The 20399-nt window shown below is 63.9% G+C and carries 14 protein-coding genes; 5 read left to right on the top strand and 9 right to left on the bottom strand.

What is annotated here, in order from left to right; translation table 11 throughout:
- From VGH68_RS05540 to VGH68_RS05530, 3 genes are all read right to left on the bottom strand, one after another.
- Positions 1-3820: filamentous hemagglutinin N-terminal domain-containing protein (locus VGH68_RS05540; RefSeq protein WP_331602519.1), on the bottom strand; the 3820-nt coding region annotated here is incomplete at its 3' end.
- Positions 3821-4265: 445 nt separating this feature from the next.
- Positions 4266-4520 (bottom strand): hypothetical protein, encoded by a 255-nt coding sequence (locus tag VGH68_RS05535; RefSeq protein ID WP_331602518.1) that lies wholly within the window; start codon positions 4518-4520, stop codon positions 4266-4268.
- 66 nt (positions 4521-4586) lie between these two features.
- The gene (locus VGH68_RS05530; protein ID WP_331602517.1) at positions 4587-5006 is read right to left on the bottom strand and encodes a hypothetical protein; all 420 of its coding nucleotides are present in this window, start codon (positions 5004-5006) and stop codon (positions 4587-4589) included.
- Between the two features lie 352 nt (positions 5007-5358).
- Between VGH68_RS05530 and VGH68_RS05525 the strand changes: the two genes are divergently transcribed.
- A complete protein-coding gene (locus VGH68_RS05525; RefSeq protein ID WP_331602516.1) occupies positions 5359-7263 on the top strand; it encodes a propionate--CoA ligase in 1905 nt (634 codons plus the stop codon).
- Positions 7264-7269: 6 nt separating this feature from the next.
- On the opposite strand, the gene VGH68_RS05520 is transcribed toward VGH68_RS05525, so the two are convergent.
- On the bottom strand, positions 7270-8064 hold the full coding sequence (locus VGH68_RS05520) for a 5'-methylthioadenosine/adenosylhomocysteine nucleosidase (protein WP_331602515.1): 795 nt from the start codon (positions 8062-8064) through the stop codon (positions 7270-7272).
- Positions 8061-10418, bottom strand: a complete 2358-nt coding sequence (locus VGH68_RS05515; RefSeq protein ID WP_331602514.1) for a UvrD-helicase domain-containing protein — start codon at positions 10416-10418, stop codon at positions 8061-8063. The genes VGH68_RS05520 and VGH68_RS05515 overlap by 4 nt, the downstream gene beginning before the upstream one ends.
- A gap of 314 nt (positions 10419-10732) precedes the next feature.
- On the opposite strand from VGH68_RS05515, the gene VGH68_RS05510 reads away from it, so the two are divergent.
- A complete protein-coding gene (locus VGH68_RS05510) occupies positions 10733-13612 on the top strand; it encodes a valine--tRNA ligase (protein WP_331602513.1) in 2880 nt (959 codons plus the stop codon).
- A 66-nt stretch (positions 13613-13678) separates the two neighbouring features.
- Complete coding sequence (galU, locus tag VGH68_RS05505; RefSeq protein WP_331602512.1) at positions 13679-14560, top strand: UTP--glucose-1-phosphate uridylyltransferase GalU; 882 nt, start codon at positions 13679-13681, stop codon at positions 14558-14560.
- A 192-nt stretch (positions 14561-14752) separates the two neighbouring features.
- Here the strand turns inward: galU and VGH68_RS05500 are convergent, their stop codons facing one another.
- The 4 genes from VGH68_RS05500 to VGH68_RS05485 form a co-directional block, all read right to left on the bottom strand.
- Positions 14753-14980: a sulfurtransferase TusA family protein gene (locus tag VGH68_RS05500; protein ID WP_075301700.1), complete on the bottom strand. Its 228-nt coding sequence runs from the start codon at positions 14978-14980 to the stop codon at positions 14753-14755.
- A 122-nt stretch (positions 14981-15102) separates the two neighbouring features.
- Positions 15103-16134: a Gfo/Idh/MocA family oxidoreductase gene (locus VGH68_RS05495; RefSeq protein WP_331602510.1), complete on the bottom strand. Its 1032-nt coding sequence runs from the start codon at positions 16132-16134 to the stop codon at positions 15103-15105.
- Positions 16131-17150, bottom strand: coding sequence for an inositol 2-dehydrogenase (gene iolG / locus VGH68_RS05490; RefSeq protein WP_331602509.1), 1020 nt, complete (start codon positions 17148-17150; stop codon positions 16131-16133). The genes VGH68_RS05495 and iolG overlap by 4 nt, the downstream gene beginning before the upstream one ends.
- Positions 17143-18027, bottom strand: a complete 885-nt coding sequence (locus tag VGH68_RS05485) for a MurR/RpiR family transcriptional regulator (RefSeq protein ID WP_331602508.1) — start codon at positions 18025-18027, stop codon at positions 17143-17145. Before VGH68_RS05485 ends, iolG begins: the two co-directional genes overlap by 8 nt.
- A gap of 269 nt (positions 18028-18296) precedes the next feature.
- On the opposite strand from VGH68_RS05485, the gene VGH68_RS05480 reads away from it, so the two are divergent.
- Together VGH68_RS05480 and VGH68_RS05475 are read left to right on the top strand one after the other, a co-directional pair.
- Positions 18297-19343 carry a sugar ABC transporter substrate-binding protein gene (locus VGH68_RS05480; protein WP_331602507.1) on the top strand — a complete coding sequence of 349 codons (1047 nt, stop codon included), beginning with the start codon at positions 18297-18299 and terminating at the stop codon, positions 19341-19343.
- A gap of 353 nt (positions 19344-19696) precedes the next feature.
- A partial coding sequence (locus VGH68_RS05475; RefSeq protein ID WP_414696902.1) for an ABC transporter permease occupies positions 19697-20399 on the top strand: 703 nt, incomplete at its 3' end.

Below are 20399 nucleotides of genomic sequence, written 5' to 3'. Positions count from 1 at the left end.
CGAGCGTGACGGGCGCGGCAACGTTGCCGACTGCGGCGACCGCGCTCCAGTAGTTCTGGAACAGCCCCACTTTCGACGCGTCCAGGTTGCCGCCCGCAATGATCTGCGCCTGCGGGCTGATGGACGCAATCAGGTTCGCGACCGCCTCGCCCGTATAGCTCGTGTACTGGTAGCCGCTATTCCACTGGCCGGTATGCGGCGGCACCGTGTACACACCGCCAATCATGGTCAGGAAAGCCGGGTTATCCGGAGTGGTCCAGCCCACATCCTGACCCGAGCACGCGGCCATGTTGACTGCAGTACACCCGGACAGGCTGATGCCAAGTTGCGTCAGCACGTCCGGATCGACCGGGTGGTTCAGGCCGGTCGTCGTCATCGTCGTCCGCGTATTCGTGACCTGATCCGCGTCGAGCGTCATGTCGCCCGCCGACTGGATCAGCGCCGACTGGTTGCGGACAAGACTCGCGTTCGTATTGTTGCCGTTCGCATCGTTGCCGCCCGCCAGCACGACCTTGCCGAGACCATAAATCGCGGTCGTCGCCTGCGTATCGGTCATCGTCGTGTCGTCGCGGTTCTCGATATCGGGCGCGAGGATTTCCAGCAGGCCGTTACTGTCGGTCGCGCCGATCAGCGCAGTCGAGCCGACGTTCGTGACGGATTGCGTTGCATTGAGCGAGACGCTACCGCCGACAATTGCGCCGGTATTCTCCAGCGTGTTCGAGTGCGTCGTCAGCGTACCGCCCGCCATCATCGCGCCACTGTTGGCGATATCGCTCGCGTTGATGTCGAGATCGTCGGTCGCCTCAAGCGCGCCGCCATTCGCGAACGTGCCGGGTAGCGTAAACGAGAGGTCGTGACCGGCGTTGAACGCAAAACCAGAGGTCGGCGCAAAGTCGCCCTGAATGTTGATCGCAACGTCATTCGCCGCGCTATAGGCCCCGCCGCCGGTCAGCGTCGCCGCGTCGACGGTCAGGTTATGGGTCGCGCCGATCTGACCGTTGGTGTTCGTGATCGCGCCGGTCGTCGTGAGGGCAACGTCACCAGTCGAGCCGGCGAAACTGCCAATCAAGCCGCCGCTGTTGTCGACGGTATCCGCCTGGACGTCGACGCTTGCGCCGCTGACCTGGCCGCCCTGCGTGTTCGAGAGCGCGGACGTATCGACGGCGACGTTGCCGTTGCCCCTCATGACGCCACCGCTGTTGATGATCTGGCTACCGCCCTGGACAGTTGTATTGCCTGTCCCGAGGTTGCTGACGAGGCCGTTTGTGTTGTCGACGGAGGCGGCCTCAACGCCGAGCGTACTCGCATCGCCCGCTGCGCCCGTACCGGACTGGATCTGGCCGTTCGTATTCGTCAGCGCGCCGCCGCTTGCGAGCGACAGGGACGACAGCGACCGTATCGCCCCTTGCGAATTGTTGATATCGCCCGCGACGTTTGCCGCGATATTGCCCTGCGCAGCGAGTACACCGGTCGCGTTGTTCAGGCTCCCAGCCTGCGCCGCGATCTGGCCGGCAGTGATGATCTTCCCGCCCGCGTTCGAGATCGATCCCGCGCCGCTACCCGCATCAAGCGTCAGCGTACCGGTTCCCGCATGCGTAATCGTACCGCCGTCGTTGTCGAGGTTGGCCGGGGCGAGCGTGAGGTCCGTACTGTTCGTCTGGAGCGTGCCGCCCGCCGAATTGTCGAGCGTGCCCGATACCGCGACATTCATCGGCCCGCTACCCGTCTGCGTAATCGTTCCCGCGTGATTGACGAGGTTTGCCGCGTTGAGCGATACCTGCGCGGCCTGCGTCGTTCCCGAGCTGTTGTCAAGCGTGGTCGCGCTCTCCGTAACTGTCTGGCCGGCCGTAATCGACCCGCCGCTGTTGGTCAGATGCGAACCGGCATTAACCGTCGTATTGCCCGATGCGCCGAGCGAGCCGCCGCTGTTGTCGACCGATTGTCCGGTCACCTGGAGGTTCGTCTGCGCCGACACCACGCCATGGTTGGCAATGCTCCCGCCTTGCAGTGTAACGGCGCCATTGCCGCCGATGACGCCGCCTTGTGCACCCGTTGCGGTGGTGCCCGCCGCGTTCAGAAGCTGGCCCGTCGTCGTGACGGAAAGGCCGTCGCCGTTCAGCGACGTAATGCGGCCTGCGGTATTGTCGAGCGACGCACCGGCTACCGACAGACTGGCGGCGCTCTGCATCGTCCCCTGGTTGTTCACGATCGCGCCGCCGCTGACCTGCATCGCGTCCTGCGAGACAATCGAACCGCCCTGGTTTGCAAGCTGGCCGGACGCCTGCGCGACGAGCGGGCCTTGCGCCGAAATATCGCCGCCCTGGTTTGACAGGTTGCCCGCGCTGAGCATGACGCCGCTACCCGTCAGCGAGCCGCCGTCGTTATCAAGCGTGCCCGCTGCACTGGCCACGACCGAGCCGCCTGCGCTCGTCGTCGCGCGCGTGAGGTTCAAATCGCCAGCGTTTGCCGCCAGCGATACGTTGCCGTTTGCCGCCGTCTCGCTACCCGCAAGATTGACGCCGCTACCCGAGAGGGACGCATTGCCGCCCGCAACGTTCTCGCCGGCCGCGTTGAGCTGCCCGGTCGTCGAAACATTGAGGTCGCCGGAATTGCCCACCGAGCCATCGTTGTTGACGCCTGCGCCGAGGGTACCGGTTGAATCGACGGACCCGGCATTGACCGTGGCATTTCGTTGCGCCGCAAGCGTGCCGCTGTTCGTCAGCGCGCCCGCCGAGCCGATGGTCGTATTCTGCTGCGCGTAGACGGTACCGCTATTTTCGACGCTTGCCGCGTTGATACCCAGGTTACCGGTCGCGGTCATCGTGCCCGACTGGACGAGCTGGCCCGACCCCGTCAGCGTCAGGTCGCCCGCCTGCGCGGCAATCGTCCCCGCATTCGCGACGCCGACGCCGTATTCGTTGCTCGTCAGAACTATGCGGTTCGCGTACATACCGCCTAGCTGTGAAACGTCGATAGAGACGGCGGGCGCCGGTCCGCTGCCGGCGATGGGCGTCGGAGCGAGGCTCGCATAGTCGATATTGTTCGACCCGGTCGTCACGTTCAGCGTATTGGCGTAGATCGCCGCATTCGCCTGCACGGCACGCGCCAGTAAGTCCACCTCATCGATATTCGAACCGTTCAGGCCCGCGCCCTGCACGGTAATCGTGCCACCAGTCACGTTGAAACCGGTCAGGTTGCCGCTACCATCGATCAGCGGATTGCCGGTCGTTAAAATTCCTTTTGACGTATTGATGAAGCCACCACCGTCCACTACCAGGCCAGAACTATTTGCTATCACGACCGCCGCTGTTCTCTGGCCCGCGACCTCAACGTAACCACGCAACAAAGACGGATTGTTGCTGTTGACCTGGTTGACGATAATCTTTGCAGCGTCGTTCGCTCCGAAATTCGGATTACCGGATATCTGTCCCGCGAGTTGGCTGTTCGTATTAACGGGCGAATTGTTGAGAATCGCGCCGACGGACGATACGTCAAACTGTGAATAGGTGTTAAGCGATACGCCGGCGCCAGACGGCTTCTGAACGTTCACTTGAGGCAAGCCATTCGCCGTGCTGATGACATTCGGCGCGTGCGCGCCCGACGGTACGATCTGCGCTTCGGAGACCAAAGGCGTAACGCCAAACAGCGCGAGCGCGGCAAAGGCCACATCGCGCATCGCGAATAATGAAATGTGTCGTGCCGGCCGGTGGCCGGTCGTATCACCCGGACCTGCCTTGCCCACTGCCGTCGTGGTTTCTGCGACCGCGACGAGCATGCCCCGGCATCGACTGAAAACCAGCCTGAAAATCCTGTTATTCACTTTATCTAACGACCCATTGAAATCGCTGACAACGTAACCCAAGCGCGGTAGAGCGTTCGTGAACAATTGTCAGAGTCGGGATGACGCTGGAGCCGCCCTGGAAAACAGGCGGGTGACTGCATTTATTGGGTTGCCTCGTGACAGACCGCTGTCGCGGGGTGCATCGCTGCCATATTCAGGCCACGGTTTCGTCAGGCTTCGCAACCTTATATATAAACGAGCCGCGATAGGACGGGTCTGAAATATGATTCCCGTCTAGTGAACGTCCGGCCCGATCAGAACAACGATGCCGCCGTCCTTGCGCTGCTATACACCGATAACCTATTGGTTCGTAACGATATGCGCCGTTATAGACCAGCTATGCGATGCATGCACATCCCCGCACAGGGGCAACGCTAATAAACCAATAAGAAAACAAGCAAGGCCAATCGCACGCCGCGAATGTTCACGATGGCCCGAACTTCGATGCCCGCCGCCAAAAAACAACGCCGGCAGCGACGAGAAGTACCGCGGCACCGTCGACGATCGCGAGAACGGGCAATGGATCGGTCCATTTGTCCATATTCGTCGTGCGCGAATAATAGGGTTCTCCGCTGCCGTATGCTTCGTTCAGGTTAATGACGTTGAACGCCGCAACCGCGACGACGAACGCGAGCAGAACGACGCCAGCGAGGAAGCGACCGATTCTGATTTTCGACATGTCAGTACCTGACCGTTAGCGGAATAAAGCAATCCGGCGACGGTGCGGCCGCCTCCTTCAGGTCCCTCACGAAAGCCTCCATTTCGCCATGCAGATTGATGCACCCGGCACTGCCCGCATGCGTGCCGCCATGAATAAAGAAGCCGCCTCGCCCATATGTCTGCGTTTCTGGAAAGACATGAATCGTGATCCGATGATCACCCCATGCGGCACGCGGGGCGACGTTGTACCAGTGGTTTTCCCACATCTGCGACGGATCGATCCAATATGGGCCGGCAGGATCGGACCTATACCGCCTTCGCGCTGCCGAACCGGTGAATAGTCGAATCCGCCGCTGCGACGCACTTTGCCGGATTCAGCAGCATAAAGACGGAAAATCGGCCCCTTCATCCAAAGACACCGGCCGTCGAAGTCCAGCGATATCTGGGATCTTGCGCAGGCTGGAAGGGTCGGGATACCGCGTTCAGCGGCATATCGATCGGACATGCAAACCTCGTATCGGAAAGGGAAACAACGCGTGCTGCTGCGCACGCTCGCGCAAGGTAAGGAGTCGGCGAGTCTGTCGACACATCACCGCGCCACAACCACTTCCGCGAAACTACCGGGCGGCAACAGAATATGAAATGGGCGACGGATGATTTACGGCGCGCAATGAAACAATCCGCCTGCGCACAAGCCTGCACCCCGCTCATGGTGAACCCCCGTTGTCGACACCCCCTCGCATGTCTATGCTTGTGCGAACCCCCGCGCCGCCCCAGGCGCAAACATCCCAGGCGCACAATTTGCACGGCTCGTTGAGCTGAAGGCCCCCATTCACGTCGCACGAGGATCGCCGCCGATGACCCGCTATCGCGATTTCCACCGCCGTTCGATCGACAATCCCGAAGCCTTCTGGCGTGAAGAAGCGCGGCGGATTCACTGGCACACCCCGTTCGGCACCGTGCTCGACCGTTCGAATCCGCCCTTTGCGCGCTGGTTCGTCGGCGGCCGCACGAACCTCTGTCACAACGCGGTCGATCGCCACCTCGCCGCGCGCGCGCAGCAGAACGCGCTGATCTACGTATCGACCGAGACCGGTATCGAGCGCCGTTACACGTATGCGGAGCTGCACGCCGAGGTCAACCGGATGGCCGCGGTGATGCGCTCGCTCGGCGTGAAGCGCGGCGATGTCGTGCTGCTCTACCTGCCGATGATCCCCGAGGCGATGTTCGCGATGCTAGCGTGCGCGCGACTGGGCGCGATTCATTCGGTCGTGTTCGGCGGTTTCGCTGCGCCCAATCTCGCGGCCCGCATCGATGACGCGAAGCCGGTGCTGATCGTGACCGCCGACGCCGGCGCGCGCGCCGGCAAGGTGATCGACTACACGCCGCTGGTCGACGAAGCGCTCGCGCGCGCCGCGCACAAGACCCCGCATGTGCTGCTGATCGATCGGCAACTCGCGCCCGCGCGCCTCACCGCGCCGTACCTCGTCGCATACGAGCCGCTGCGCGAGCAGTTCTTCGATGTGCACGTACCGTGCGAATGGCTGGAATCGAATGAGCCGTCGTACGTGCTGTACACGTCGGGCACGACCGGCAAGCCGAAAGGCGTGCAGCGCGACGTCGGCGGCTACGCGGTCGCGCTCGCGGCATCGATGGAATATATCTTCGAGGGCAAGGCCGGCGACACGATGTTCACGGCCTCGGACGTGGGCTGGGTCGTCGGCCACAGCTATATCGTGTACGCGCCGCTGATCGCCGGGCTGACCACCGTGATGTACGAAGGCACGCCGATTCGTCCTGACGGCGGCATCTGGTGGCGGCTCGTCGAGCAATACCGGATCAACCTGATGTTCACCGCGCCGACCGCGCTGCGCGTGCTGAAGAAGCAGGACCCGTCGCTGCTGAAGGCAGCCGATCTGTCGAGCCTGCGCACGCTCTTTCTGGCCGGCGAACCGCTGGACGAGCCGACCGCCGCGTGGATCGCCGGCGCGCTGAACCGGCCGGTGGTCGACAACTACTGGCAGACCGAAACCGGCTGGCCGATGCTCGCGATTGCCCGCGGCATCGAGGCACTGCCGACCAAGCTCGGCTCGCCGGGGCTGCCGTCGGTCGGCTACAGCCTCACGCTGCGCAATGAACTGACCGGCGAGCCGTGCGCAGTCGGCGAAAAAGGCGTGCTGACGCTCGACTATCCGCTGCCGCCGGGTTGCATGTCGACCGTGTGGGGCGACGACAAGCGCTTCGTCAGCACCTACTGGTGGAGCGTGCCGAACCAGCATGTCTATTCGACCTTCGACTGGGGCGTGCAGGATGAGGACGGCTACGTGACGATCCTCGGCCGCACCGACGATGTGATCAACATCGCCGGCCATCGCCTGGGCACGCGCGAGATCGAAGAGGCGTTGTCGAGCCACGCGAGCGTCGCGGAAGTGGCGGTGGTCGGCGTGACCGATCCGGTCAAGGGTCAGGTGGCGATGGCATTCGTCGTGCTGCGCGGCGCCCAGGCCGATGCGGACCCTAGCGAGCGTGCGCGCCTGGCGGCGGAACTGGCGGCGACGGTCGACCGTCAGTTAGGGTCGATCGCGCGGCCCGCGCGGGTGATAGTGGTGTCGATGCTGCCGAAGACCCGCTCCGGCAAGCTGCTGCGCCGCGCGATCGCGGCGCTCGCCGAGGGCCGCGATCCGGGCGATCTGCCGACGATCGAGGACGCGGCGGCGTTGCAGCAGGTGCGCGACGCGCTGGCCGGCGGCGCCAACGCATAAGCGCAATCAGCCCGCCGCGGCTGGCCCCGCAAGAAACCGCGCCAGAATCGCGTTCGAATAGGTGCCCGCAATCTCCGTGAGGAACGACACGAACGACGCGGGCGCGTGATCGTCGGCCGTATCCGAGATCGTGCGCACGACCGCGCACGGCACGCCGTACTCGTAACAGACCTGCGCGATCGCCGCGCCTTCCATTTCGACCGCGAGCGCATCGGGCAGCGCAGTGCGCAACGCGTTGACGCCCGTCGCGCTCGCGACGAACTGATCGCCGCTGACGATCAACCCGCGATGCACGCGCGGCTCATGCGTGCCAAAGCGTGCCGCGCAGGCCGCGCCCTCCTCCGCGACGAAACGCTCGCACGCAGCGGCGAGCCGGTTGGCGAGCGCGGTGTCGGCGGCAAAATGCGACATGCCGAGCAACGGCACCTCGAAGCGCGGAAACAGCGGCGACGCATCGAGATCGTGTTGCAGCAGCGTGCTCGCGACGACGACGTCGCCAACCCGCACGTCACTGCCGACGCCACCGGCAACGCCGGTGAACACCACTGCCTCGACATCGAACGCATGGATCAGCGCGCTGACCGTCGCGGCCGCCGCGACTTTGCCGACGCGCGCGAGCGTAACGACGCACGGCGTGCCGTGCACGGTACCGACGTGATAGTCGCGCTGACCGTGCGTGACGGTGCGCACGCCGGAGGCCGCGCGCATCGCTTCGATCAGGTCGCCGAGTTCCTGCGGCAACGCGGCCAGAATGCCGAGCGGACGCGGCGCGCCACTGGTGAGGTTCAGCGACGCGCTCATTCGACCGCCTGCAGTTTCGCGACCGCCAGCGCAAGCCATTTCTCGCCGTGCCGCTTGAAGCGGACCTGCGCCTTCGCGTCGGTGCCGTTGCCTTCGAGCGCGGTGATCGTGCCCTCGCCGAACTTCGTATGAAACACCTGCTGGCCGACCCGGAAGCCCGTGTCGGCCGCGCGCTGTTCGTTCGCGAAGGCGGGCGCCGGCGCGGAGCCGACCGACGCCGCCACGCCACCGCCATAGCCCGGCCGCGCGAACCAGTCGCGTCCATAACCGGCGTTGTCCGAGCGGCCGCCCCAGCGCGAGCCCGCCTCGACCTTCGGCGTCAGCCACTTGAGCGTTTCCTGCGGCAGTTCGTCGAAAAAACGCGAGCGGATGTTGTAGCGGGTCTGACCGTGCAGCATCCGGCTCTGCGCAAACGACAGGTACAGCCGCTCTTTCGCGCGCGTGATCGCCACATACATCAATCGCCGTTCTTCCTCGAGGCCGTCCGACTCCATCGCACTGTTCTCGTGCGGGAACAACCCCTCTTCGAGACCGGTGATGAACACCGCGGTAAATTCGAGCCCCTTCGCCGCGTGCACGGTCATCAGTTGCACCGCTTCCTGGCCGGCCTGCGCCTGGTTGTCGCCGGCTTCGAGCGATGCGTGCGACAGGAAGCCGGCGAGCGGCGTCATCGTGTCGGGGTTTTGCGCCGGATCGGCGAGACCCGGCGCGTCGAGCACGACGGTGTTCGGATCGTCGGTCGCGACAGCCAGTTCGGGTGCAGCGCTCGCGCCGGGGCGCAGCGGGATCGAGCGCGCGGGCGTATCGAACCCGTAGCCTTCTTCGCTGACGAACGCGGCGGCCGCATTGACGAGCTCCTGCAAGTTCTCGAGCCGGTCCTGGCCTTCGCGCTCGTTCTGATAGAACTCGGCGAGACCGCTCGCCCGAGTCACGTACTCGACGGTCTCCGGCAGGCTCATCTGCTGCGTTTCGGCGCGCATCTTGCCGATCAGGTTTGCGAACGCCGCGAGGCTCGACCCCGCCTTGCCGGCGACATACGGCACCGCCGCGGCCATCGAGCAGTTATAGAGACGCGCCGCGTCGGCCAACTGTTCGAGCGAACGCGCGCCGATGCCGCGGGTCGGGAAATTGACCACGCGGGCGAACGCGGTGTCGTCGTTCGGGTTGTCGATCAGGCGCAGATATGCGAGCGCGTGCTTGATCTCCTGGCGCTCGAAAAAGCGCAGACCGCCATACACGCGATACGCGATGCCCGCGTTCACCAGCGTGTGCTCGATCGTGCGCGACTGCGCGTTGCTGCGATAGAGCACCGCGATCTCGCTGCGCGACAGCCCCGTGTTGATCAGCGCGCGGATCTCTTCGACGATCCAGCCGGCCTCCTGCGAATCGGTCGCCGACTCGTACACGCGCACAGGTTCGCCGTGGCCGGCGTCGGTGCGCAGATTCTTGCCGAGGCGGCGCGAATTGTTCGCGATCAGCTGGTTCGCGGCATCGAGAATATGGCCATGCGAGCGGTAGTTCTGCTCGAGCTTGATCAGATGACGCACGTTGAACTCGTGCTCGAAGTCGCGCATGTTGCCGACGTTCGCGCCACGGAATGCGTAGATCGACTGGTCGTCGTCGCCGACCGCGAAGATCGCGTTGTGCTCGCCCGCGAGCAGCTTGAGCCACGCGTATTGCAGCTTGTTGGTGTCCTGGAACTCGTCGACGAGGATGTGCTTGAAGCGCGCCTGGTAGTGCGCGCGCAACGGAGCGTTGTGCGCGAGCAGTTCGTGGCAGCGCAGCAGCAGTTCCGGAAAATCGACCACGCCTTCACGCTGGCATTGCTGGTCGTAGGCTTCGTAGAGCTCGACGAACTTGCGGTTGAAGTTGTCGGTCGCATCGACGTCTTTCGGACGCAAGCCCTGCTCTTTCGCGTTGTTGATGAAGTACTGGAGATTTTTCGCCGGGTACTTTTCATCGTCGATGTTCAGGCCTTTCATCAGGCGCTTGATCGCCGACAGTTGATCGGCGGTATCGAGAATCTGGAACGTGGCGGGCAGACCGGCGTCCCGGTGATGCGCGCGCAGCATCCGGTTGCACAAGCCGTGGAAGGTGCCGATCCACATGCCCCGGGTGTCGATCGGCAGCAGCGCCGACAGACGCGCCATCATTTCGCGGGCGGCTTTGTTGGTGAAGGTGACCGCGAGGACGGTCGCGGGGGATGCGAGACCGTGCTGGATGAGCCACGCGATGCGGGTGATCAGAACGCGGGTTTTGCCGCTGCCGGCACCCGCGAGGATCAGCGCGGGCTCATTGGGGAGCGTGACGGCGGCGTGTTGTTCGGGGTTCAGATTGGCGAGGAGGTCAGGCATTTTCTCGTGGGGACGGCAGGTCAGACGGCATTATATGCCCCGGCGGCGGCTGGGCTTTTTCGGTTTTTCCGGGCGGCTGAATGCGGGCGGATGCGCTTGGGCGTGCCGTGGTGGTTGCGGTGCAGCCTTCGGGCCTGCCGGCTCACCAGCCCGCCGTCACCCCGATAAAGCACTTAGAAACATCGCAAGGCCGAGGCGCTGAAAATGCGCCGCAAAAGCCCACTGCGAGCGCCGGCTGGCAAAAACTCGCTGCGCCCCGGCCGCCCCTTATAATCATTCATTCTCCGCCTCCAAAAGCCTGCTTTTAATCACAAATGAGCGACACCCAGAGCTCCACCCCGTCGACGCTCGCCAAGAGCTTCGAACCGCACACCATCGAAGCCCACTGGGGCCCGGAATGGGAAAAGCGCGCGTACGCCGCGCCGTCCTTCGACCCCAACCGCAAGGATTTCTCGATCCAGTTGCCGCCGCCGAACGTCACGGGCACGCTGCACATGGGCCACGCGTTCAATCAGACCATCATGGATGGCCTCACCCGCTACCACCGCATGCTCGGTGACAACACGCTGTGGGTGCCGGGCACCGACCACGCGGGTATCGCCACGCAGATCGTCGTCGAACGGCAACTGGACGCGCAAGGTGTGTCGCGCCATGACCTCGGCCGTGAGAAGTTCGTCGAGCGCGTGTGGGAGTGGAAGCAGCAGTCGGGTTCGACCATCACCAATCAGGTGCGCCGCCTCGGCGCGTCGATCGACTGGTCGCGCGAATACTTCACGATGGACGACAAGATGTCGGCCGCAGTGCGCGACGTATTCGTCCGCCTTTATGAACAGGGCCTGATCTATCGCGGCAAGCGCCTCGTCAACTGGGACCCGGTGCTGCTCACCGCGGTGTCCGATCTGGAAGTGGTCAGCGAGGAAGAAAACGGCCACCTGTGGCACATCCAGTACCCGCTCACCGACGGCTCCGGCCATCTGACCGTCGCCACCACCCGGCCGGAAACCATGCTCGGCGACACCGCCGTGATGGTGCATCCGGAAGACGAGCGCTACGCGCACCTGATCGGCAAGACCGTCACGTTGCCGCTATCGAACCGCGAAGTGCCGATCATCGCCGACGACTACGTCGACCGCGAATTCGGCACCGGCGTCGTCAAGGTCACGCCCGCGCACGATTTCAACGACTACCAGGTCGGCCTGCGTCACAAGCTGCCGCAAATCGAAATCCTCACGCTCGACGCGAAGATCAACGACAACGCGCCGGAAAAATACCGCGGCCTCGACCGTTTCGAAGCCCGCAAACAGGTGGTCGCCGATCTCGAAGCGCTCGGCGCACTCGAATCGGTGAAGCCGCACAAGCTGATGGTGCCGCGCGGTGACCGCACCGGCGTCGTGATCGAGCCGATGCTGACCGACCAGTGGTTCGTCGCGATGAGCAAGCCGGCTCCTGAAGGCACGTTCAACCCGGGCAAGTCGATCGCGCAAACCGCGCTCGACGTGGTCCGCAACGGCCAGATCAGGTTCGTGCCGGAGAACTGGACCACCACCTACTATCAGTGGCTCGAAAACATCCAGGACTGGTGCATCTCGCGTCAGCTGTGGTGGGGTCATCAGATTCCGGCCTGGTACGGCGAAAACGGCGAGGTGTTCGTCGCGAAAACCGAGGAAGGCGCGCGCGCGCAGGCCGCCGCGGCCGGCTACACCGGCGTGCTCGAGCGCGACGAAGATGTGCTCGACACGTGGTTCTCGTCCGCTCTGGTGCCGTTTTCGTCGCTCGGTTGGCCGAACGAAACGGAAGAACTGAAGCATTTCATGCCGTCGTCGGTGCTCGTCACCGGCTTCGACATCATCTTCTTCTGGGTCGCGCGCATGGTCATGATGACCACGCACTTCACCGGCAAGGTGCCGTTCGACACCGTTTATGTGCACGGTCTGGTGCGCGACGCCGAAGGTCAGAAGATGTCGAAGAGCAAGGGCAACACGCTCGACCCGATCGATATCGTCGACGGCATCGGTCTCGACGCGCTGGTTGCCAAACGCACCACCGGCCTGATGAATCCGAAGCAGGCCGCGTCGATCGAAAAGAAGACCCGCAAGGAATTTCCCGACGGCATCCCGGCGTTCGGCACCGACGCGCTGCGCTTCACGATGGCGTCGATGGCTACGCTCGGGCGCAACGTGAACTTCGACCTCGCCCGCTGCGAGGGCTATCGCAACTTCTGCAACAAGCTGTGGAACGCCACCCGTTTCGTGCTGATGAACTGCGAAGGCGAAGACTGCGGCTTCGGCAAGGCGGGCAATTGCGGCACCTGCGGGCCGGACGGCCATCTGCATTTCTCGCCGGCGGACCGCTGGATCGTGTCGCAACTGCAGCGCGTCGAAGACGAAGTCGCGAAAGGCTTTGCCGACTATCGCTTCGACAATGTGGCCAACGCCCTATACAGATTTGTCTGGGACGAATACTGTGACTGGTACGTCGAACTGGCGAAAGTGCAGATCCAGAGCGGTCAGCCGAACCAGCAGCGCGCCACGCGGCGCACGCTGCTGCGCGTGCTCGAGACCGTGCTGCGCCTCGCGCATCCGGTGATTCCGTTCATCACCGAAGCACTGTGGCAGAAGGTGGCGCCGCTCGCCGGACGTTATCCCGAGGGCAAGGCCGAAGGCGAAGCGTCCATCATGGTGCAGCCGTACCCGACCGCGGAACCGTCGAAGATCGATGAAGACGCGGAGCGCTGGGCGGCCGACCTGAAGGCAGTCATCGACGCATGCCGCAATCTGCGCGGCGAAATGAATCTGTCGCCGGCGCTCAAGGTACCGCTGCTCGCGACCGGCAACGCGGAGCGCCTTCGCACTTTCGCGCCTTATGCGCAGGCGCTGGCGCGTTTGTCCGACGTGCAGATCATCGCCGACGAAGCAACGCTCGACGCGCAGGCGGATGGCGCGCCAATTGCTATCGTAGGAAGCGACAAGCTCGTGCTGAAGGTCGAGATCGACGTCACGGTCGAACGCGAGCGCCTGTCGAAGGAAATCGCGCGACTGACCGGCGAAATCGCCAAATGCAACGGCAAGCTGAAAAATGAAAGCTTCGTTGCCAAGGCGCCGCCGGCCGTCGTTGAACAGGAACAAAGGCGGCTTGCCGAATTCGAAGCCACCGTCGGCAAGCTGAAAGCGCAACTGGCGCGCTTGCCGGTCTGATCGATGCGCGCTGCCCGTCGCCGTTAGAGGGGCAGCGCCCTAAACCAGAGGACTCAGGGTATTCACATGCTTAAAGTTACGAAGGCGGTATTTCCGGTAGCAGGTCTTGGCACCCGATTCCTCCCCGCCACCAAGGCGAGCCCGAAAGAGATGCTGCCGATCGTCGACAAGCCGCTGATTCAGTACGCGGTCGAAGAGGCGATGGCGGCCGGCATCACCGAAATGATCTTCGTGACCGGGCGGAGCAAGCGCGCGATCGAGGACCATTTCGACAAGTCCTATGAGATCGAGGCCGAGCTCGAGGCGCGCGGCAAGGCGAAGCTGCTCGAACTCGTGCGCAGCATCAAGCCAAGCCACGTCGACTGCTTTTACGTCCGCCAGGCTGAGGCACTCGGCCTCGGCCATGCGGTGCTATGCGCGGAAAAACTGGTCGGCGACAACCCGTTCGCAGTGATTCTCGCGGACGACCTGCTGTATGGCACCCCGCCCGTGATGACGCAGATGATCGAGGTGTTCGATCACTATCACAGCTCGGTGATTGGCGTCGAAGAAATCCCGCCGCAGGAAACGAAGTCGTACGGGATCGTCGACGGCAAGGAGTGGGAAGACTCGATCATCAAGATGTCCGGTATCGTCGAAAAGCCGGAGCCGAGCGTCGCGCCGTCGAACCTTGGCGTGGTGGGCCGCTATGTGCTGAAGCCGCGCATTTTCGACCACCTTCGCTCGATCAAGCCGGGCGCGGGCGGCGAGTTGCAGCTGACGGACGCGATTCAGTCGCTGCTCGCCGACGAACAGGTGCTCGCGTACAAGTATCACGGCACGCGTTTCGACTGCGGCAGCAAGCTCGGTTATCTGAAAGCGACGGTCGAGTTCGCGCTGCGCCACCCGGAAGTGGCCGCCGATTTCGACGAGTATCTGCGCACCCGTTCGCCGGTTCTCGAAGGCTGACGATTTGGCGTGGTGGCTTGCCGGCCGCCCGCCTGGAAAACACGAATACTGCCGGCTGAAACGAAGAAGGCGCTGCGCCCAGCATGTGGGTTCAGCGCCTTCTTTTTTACATTCGTATGTAGTTTTTGCGCGTACCCGCTGCATGGCCGGCCACCGATACCGCAATTGCGACCGGTTCCGCTTACGTGCCGCTCAGCGGCGCCGCATCAAAAACGTGAAGACCTTGTCTTGCGCGGAGCTTTCGACGATCTCGTTGCCCGTCTGTTTCGCGAACGCGGCGAAATCCCGCTGCGAGCCCGGATCGGTGGCGAGCACCTTGAGAATCTGGCCGCTTTCCATATCGGCGAGCGCCTTTTTGGCGCGCAGGATGGGCAGCGGGCACATGAGCCCGCGCGCATCGACTTCCTTGTGAATCTGAATTTGCATCGACGATGACCTTCGGGACGAGGCGTCGCGCACGACGCCGGACAGAGGGTCAAATTCTACAGCAGGCCCGGCGTGCTCGCCGGGCGTGGCGCCCGGTTGCACCCGGGCACGCACCGCTACAGCGTCACGGCCTGCCCGCTGTGCAACGACTGGCGCAACGCGACGCCGATGCGAGTCGCTTCGAGCGCATCGGCGAGGCTCGCGCCTTCCTGCGGCGCGCCGCCCTGCACCGCCGCGACGAACGCACGCGCCTCGTGCAAAAACGCATCCGCGAAACGGTCGAAGAAGTCCGGCGTGCATTCGTTGCGAATACCGGTCGCGTCATAGATCTCGACACGATTCGCGCGCGGATTGCGGCCGATCGTGAGCGCGCCGGCCGTGCCGATCACCTCGCTATGCGTATCGTTGCCGTGCGCCTGGGTACGCGACGCATAGAACATCGCGAGCTTGCCGCCCTCGAACTCGCAGATCGCGACACCGTTGTCGACGTCGCCGAATTCGCGCAAGCCGTCATGGAGCGCGACGGCGCCGGCCGCGAACACGCGTGTCGCGCGCGGCTTGCCGAGCAGCCAGCGGGCGACATCGATATCGTGCACCGTGCAGTCGAGAAAGATGCCGCCTGAACTCGCCGCGAAGCGCACGAAGAAACCGTCGTCGTCGTTCTGATCGGTGGTCTGCGAGCGCACCATGAACGGCCGGCCGATCTGGCCCGCGCTGAGCTTGTCGAATGCGTCGCGATAGCTCGGATCGAAGCGGCGCATGAAGCCGATCGTCGCCTGCAGTTGCGGATAGCGCGCGGCCTCGGCCAGCACCCGCTCGCATTCGGCGACCTCGAGCGACAACGGCTTTTCGCAAAACACATGCTTGCCGGCCTGCAATGCATCGACGATCTGCTGCGCGTGGAGCGACGACGGCGTAACGAGCCACACCGCATCGACGTCCGGATCGGCGAGCAGGTCCGCATAGTCGCCATAAAGACGAGGCTCGGGCAACGCATCGCGCGCCCATGCAAGCTCGTCGGCGAGCGGACTGCAGGCGGCCACGAGCGCCGCACCCGGCACGCGATAGGCAAGGTTGTCCGCATGCCGCTTGCCGAGCCGCCCGAGGCCGACTACGCCGATTCGCAAGCGCTGCGTGGCGGGCTTCATCGCGACGCCTCGCCGAGCTTGAGTGCGCGCCCCTCGCGCCACGAGCGCGTGGCGGCTTCGGCCAGTTCGAGCGCCTTCAGACCATCGGCGACCGTGGTGCGCACTGCCGTGCCATGCGTGAGCGCGTCGAAGAAATGCGCGATCTCCAGCGCGTACGCCGCGCGATACCGTTCGAGGAAAAACGCCTCCGGCACATCGGTCGACACGTCGGTCTTCGAATAGGCGGTGACCTCGGTCGGCCGCACGTTGCCCGCTTGCAGCATGCCGGTGCTGCCGAGCACTTCGAAGCGCTGGTCGTAGCCGTACGCGGCGCGCCGCGCGGTGTTGATCTGGCACAGCCGCCCGCGCTTCGTGCGGATCGTCACCGCGGTGCAATCGATGTCGCCCGCTGCCGCGATCGCCGGGTCGCTCAGGCAACTGCCGGTGGCGTGCAGCGTGTCGGCTTCGTCGTCGAGAATCCAGCGGAAGATATCGAAATCGTGAATCAGCATGTCCTTGAAGATGCCACCCGAATGCCGGATGTAGTCGACCGGCGGCGCACCCGGATCGCGGCTCGTCACCACCAGCATTTCGGGCGTGCCGATCTCGCCCGCGTCGATGCGCGCTTTGAGCGCCGAGAAAGTCGGATCGAAGCGGCGCTGAAAGCCGATCATGCAGACGACACCCGCGCGCTCGACAGCCTCGGCGCACAGACGCGCCCGCTCCAGGGTGAGATCGACCGGCTTTTCGCAGAACACATGCTTCTTCTGCTCGGCCGATTTCACGATCAGTTCCGCATGCGTGTCGGTGCTCGAACAGATCACCGTCGCGCCGATCGACGCGTCGCCGATCGCACCGTCGATGTCCGCGACCTTCGCGCCATGCTGCACGGCGAGCTCGGCGGCGGCCTCGCGATTCACGTCGACCACGTACTTGAGCCGCACGCCCGGCTGTCGCGCCAGATTCGCCGCATGGATTTTGCCGATGCGCCCGGCGCCGAATACCGCGACGTCGATCGTGTTTACCGCGTCAGTCATCGTAGCCTCCTGTGTCGTTGGATTCCTCAACATTCAGTTCGAGCTTGTACGCGAGCGCGATAAACAGCGCCTGGCACAGGCAGATCGTGCTGGTCAGCGAGCGGAACGCGAATGCGCTGCCCTCTTTCACGTACAGTTGCGCGCTCGCATAGCGCGCGAGCGGCGATAGCTGGCTGTCGGTGATCACCAGCGTCTTCGCCTGATGATGATGCGCGACGCGCAGACAGTACTGCGTCTCTTTGCCGTACGGCGCGAAGCTGATCGCGATCACCACGTCGCCCTTCCGCACGCTGCGAATCTGTTCGCGATACATGCCGCCGAAACCGGATACCAGATGCACGCGCTTGTGCGTGTGCTGCAATGCATAGACGATGTAGCTCGCGACCGGAAACGAACGCCGCACGCCGACCACATAGATGTTGTCCGCCTGTTGCAGCATCTTCACCGCGGCATCGAACTGGCGGTCGTCGAGGCCCGCTTCGAGCTCTTCGAGCCCGCCGCGCGACGCCGCGATGAACTCTCGCGCGACCGCGCCGCCTGACAGCGTGCCGGGCTTCTCGTCGATCAGCTTGCGAATGCGCTGCTGATAGCTCGTCGACGACACCCCCTGGCCCGTGTACGCCTGACGAAATACCGCCTGCAGATCGGAAAAGCCGGAAAAGCCGAAGCGCTGCGCAAAGCGCACCACAGCGGACGGATGCACACCGCAGCTCGCGGCGATATCGCTGGTGCGGTCCATCATCACGCTCGAGCGATGCTGCTCGATATAGGTCGCGACGTTCTTCAACTGACGCGGCAGCGACTCATAGTTATCCGCGATGCGCTGCATCAATTCGTCGACGCCCGGCAATGCTTCTTCGGTGCTTGGTTCAGCCATCACGACCCCTTGGATGCTCCTGCAATGCGGCAGACGCGCTCGCGGCTCGCCGCAACGCGCTTCCGACGCTGCGGATTATAGGCAGCCGTCATCCTGAATGGAATGTATTTTCCATTTTTATTTCTCAATGAAATTTTCTTTGCAAGCCTGCGGAAGTTGACCTAATCTTGGTCGTGAGCGATGGTGCCGCGGCGGATTCGCATCGCGCGGAATGCGCGCGCCAGACGCTCCCCTCAATAACGAACGACAGACCGAGAAAGGTGGAGACAATGAGACTTTGCACAGGCAAGGCGACGCTCAGGATTCTGGTGACGGCGTTGACGTTCGCGACGGGATTCGGCGCGGCTTGCGCGGCCCGCGCGGCCGACGCCCATTTCGTGCTGATCAGCCACGCACCGGATTCCGATTCGTGGTGGAACACGATCAAGAACGCGATCAAGCAGGCCGACGAGGACTTCAACGTCGAGACCGACTACCGCAATCCGCCGAACGGCGACATCGCCGACATGGCGCGTCTGGTCGAGCAGGCAGCCGCGCGCAATTACGACGGCGTGATCGTCTCGATCGCCGATTTCGACGTGCTGAAAAGCTCGCTCGCGAAGGTCACCGAGAAACACATCCCGCTCGTCACGATCAATTCGGGTACCGAAGAACAAAGTGCGAAGCTCGGCGCGATCATGCACGTCGGTCAGCCCGAATACGCGGCGGGCAAGGCGGCGGGCGAAAAGGCGAAAGCGGCTGGCATCAAGTCGTTCCTGTGCGTGAATCACTATGCGACCAATCCCGCTTCGTTCGAGCGTTGCCGCGGTTTCGCCGATGCGATCGGCGTCGATTTCAAGACCTCGACGCTCGATGTGGGGCAGGACCCGACCGGCGTGCAATCGAAGGTCAGTGCGTTCTTGCGCAATCATCCGAAGACCCAGGCGGTGCTCGCGCTCGGGCCGCTGTCGGCCGATCCGACGTTGAAGGCGCTCCAACAGATGGGCCTCGCGGGCAAGGTCTGGTTCGCGACCTTCGACTTCGATACCGACATCGCGAAGGGCATCCAGGACGGCACGATCCAGTTCGCGATCGACCAGCAACCGTACCTGCAGGGCTATATCCCGGTCGCCGTGCTGGCGATCGTGAAGAAGAACCACACGACCGATCCGGCGAAGATCCGCGAGATCCTGCAGGCCAATCCGAAGTTCAAGGAACGGCTCGCGACCTATGGGCTCGCACCGTCTTACGGACCGCGCAACATCGGCTCGGGCCCGGGCTTCATCACCAAAGCCAATGTCGACAAGGTGCTCAAGTACGCGGGTCAGTACCGGTAGACAGGCGAGACGGCGCCGCGTGACGGCGTTATCGCAGTAGCAGGCGTGACGACAGGCCCGGACCGGCGACGCGGCTGGTTCGCGGGTCGCCAGCACCGCGGCCGTTCGCCGCGCGCTTGACGGGCCGCCGCGCATGCCGCGTTGACAGGCGCCTCGCGTCGCCCATTGGCACGCTACGTTTTACGTGCCGCCTTCAGGTGCCTGGTTCACGTGCCTGGTTCACGTGCCTGGTTCACGTGCCTGGTTTATGTGCCACCTTTACGGGCCACGTTCACGTGCCACCGTTACCCGCATCAAACGCCGCAAGCCGCGGCGTCGAGCCGCCGCCCGCCGGCGTATCAAGGAGAGCTTCGATGGGTGTCGCCGATCTGTTCCACCCGCATCACCGCAAGCCACGCCAGCCTGATCAGCAGGAACCGTCACAGCCCGCCGCGGCGGCGTCGGCAGCGGACGAGCGCGTGCGCCGCGAATCGTGGTTCCGGCATCTGCTGGGACGCCCGGAATTCGCGGCACTCGCCGGCACGGTGATGGTGTTCATCGTGTTCGGCCTCGCGGCCGGCAACTCGGGGATGTTCGCTCTCGACGGCATCATGAACTGGTCGCAGGTCGCGGCCTATCTCGGCCTGATCTCGGTCGGCGCGTGCCTGCTGATGATCGCCGGCGAGTTCGATCTGTCGATCGGCTCGATGATCGGCTTTGCCGGCATGATGGTCGCGCTGCCGAGCATGTATTTCCACTGGCCGGTCTGGCTGGCGATCGTATTCGCGTTCGCCGGCTCGATGCTGCTCGGCGCACTCAACGGCTATCTCGTGATGCGCACGCGGCTGCCGTCGTTCATCGTCACGCTCGCGTTCCTGTTTATCCTGCGCGGTCTCACGCTGGCGTTGTCGGTGAAGTTCGCCGACCGCACGATCATCTCAGGCGTCGGCGACATCGCGCGCCAGGACTGGTTCGCGCACACGTTTTTCCAGGGCGTCGCGTTCAAGGGCCTGTTCGTCTGGCTTGGCCATATCGGCGTCGTCAAAATGCTCGACAACGGCATGCCGCTCGTGCCGG

It is taken from the genome of Paraburkholderia sp., from assembly GCF_036488505.1.
Taxonomy (GTDB): domain Bacteria; phylum Pseudomonadota; class Gammaproteobacteria; order Burkholderiales; family Burkholderiaceae; genus Paraburkholderia.
The sequence above is the reverse complement of the archived record's forward strand: the minus strand, read 5'-3'. Positions and strand labels throughout refer to the sequence as shown.

What these genes read in the sequence shown, in the direction of transcription:
- VGH68_RS05535 (WP_331602518.1), bottom strand. Translation starts at nt 4,520, where the DNA reads ATGTCGAAAATCAGAATCGGTCGCTTCCTCGCTGGCGTCGTTCTGCTC.
- VGH68_RS05530 (WP_331602517.1), bottom strand. Translation starts at nt 5,006, where the DNA reads ATGTCCGATCGATATGCCGCTGAACGCGGTATCCCGACCCTTCCAGCC.
- galU (WP_331602512.1), top strand. Translation starts at nt 13,679, where the DNA reads ATGCTTAAAGTTACGAAGGCGGTATTTCCGGTAGCAGGTCTTGGCACC.
- VGH68_RS05485 (WP_331602508.1), bottom strand. Translation starts at nt 18,027, where the DNA reads ATGGCTGAACCAAGCACCGAAGAAGCATTGCCGGGCGTCGACGAATTG.
- VGH68_RS05495 (WP_331602510.1), bottom strand. Translation starts at nt 16,134, where the DNA reads ATGAAGCCCGCCACGCAGCGCTTGCGAATCGGCGTAGTCGGCCTCGGG.
- VGH68_RS05525 (WP_331602516.1), top strand. Translation starts at nt 5,359, where the DNA reads ATGACCCGCTATCGCGATTTCCACCGCCGTTCGATCGACAATCCCGAA.
- VGH68_RS05510 (WP_331602513.1), top strand. Translation starts at nt 10,733, where the DNA reads ATGAGCGACACCCAGAGCTCCACCCCGTCGACGCTCGCCAAGAGCTTC.
- VGH68_RS05480 (WP_331602507.1), top strand. Translation starts at nt 18,297, where the DNA reads ATGAGACTTTGCACAGGCAAGGCGACGCTCAGGATTCTGGTGACGGCG.
- VGH68_RS05515 (WP_331602514.1), bottom strand. Translation starts at nt 10,418, where the DNA reads ATGCCTGACCTCCTCGCCAATCTGAACCCCGAACAACACGCCGCCGTC.
- VGH68_RS05520 (WP_331602515.1), bottom strand. Translation starts at nt 8,064, where the DNA reads ATGAGCGCGTCGCTGAACCTCACCAGTGGCGCGCCGCGTCCGCTCGGC.
- iolG (WP_331602509.1), bottom strand. Translation starts at nt 17,150, where the DNA reads ATGACTGACGCGGTAAACACGATCGACGTCGCGGTATTCGGCGCCGGG.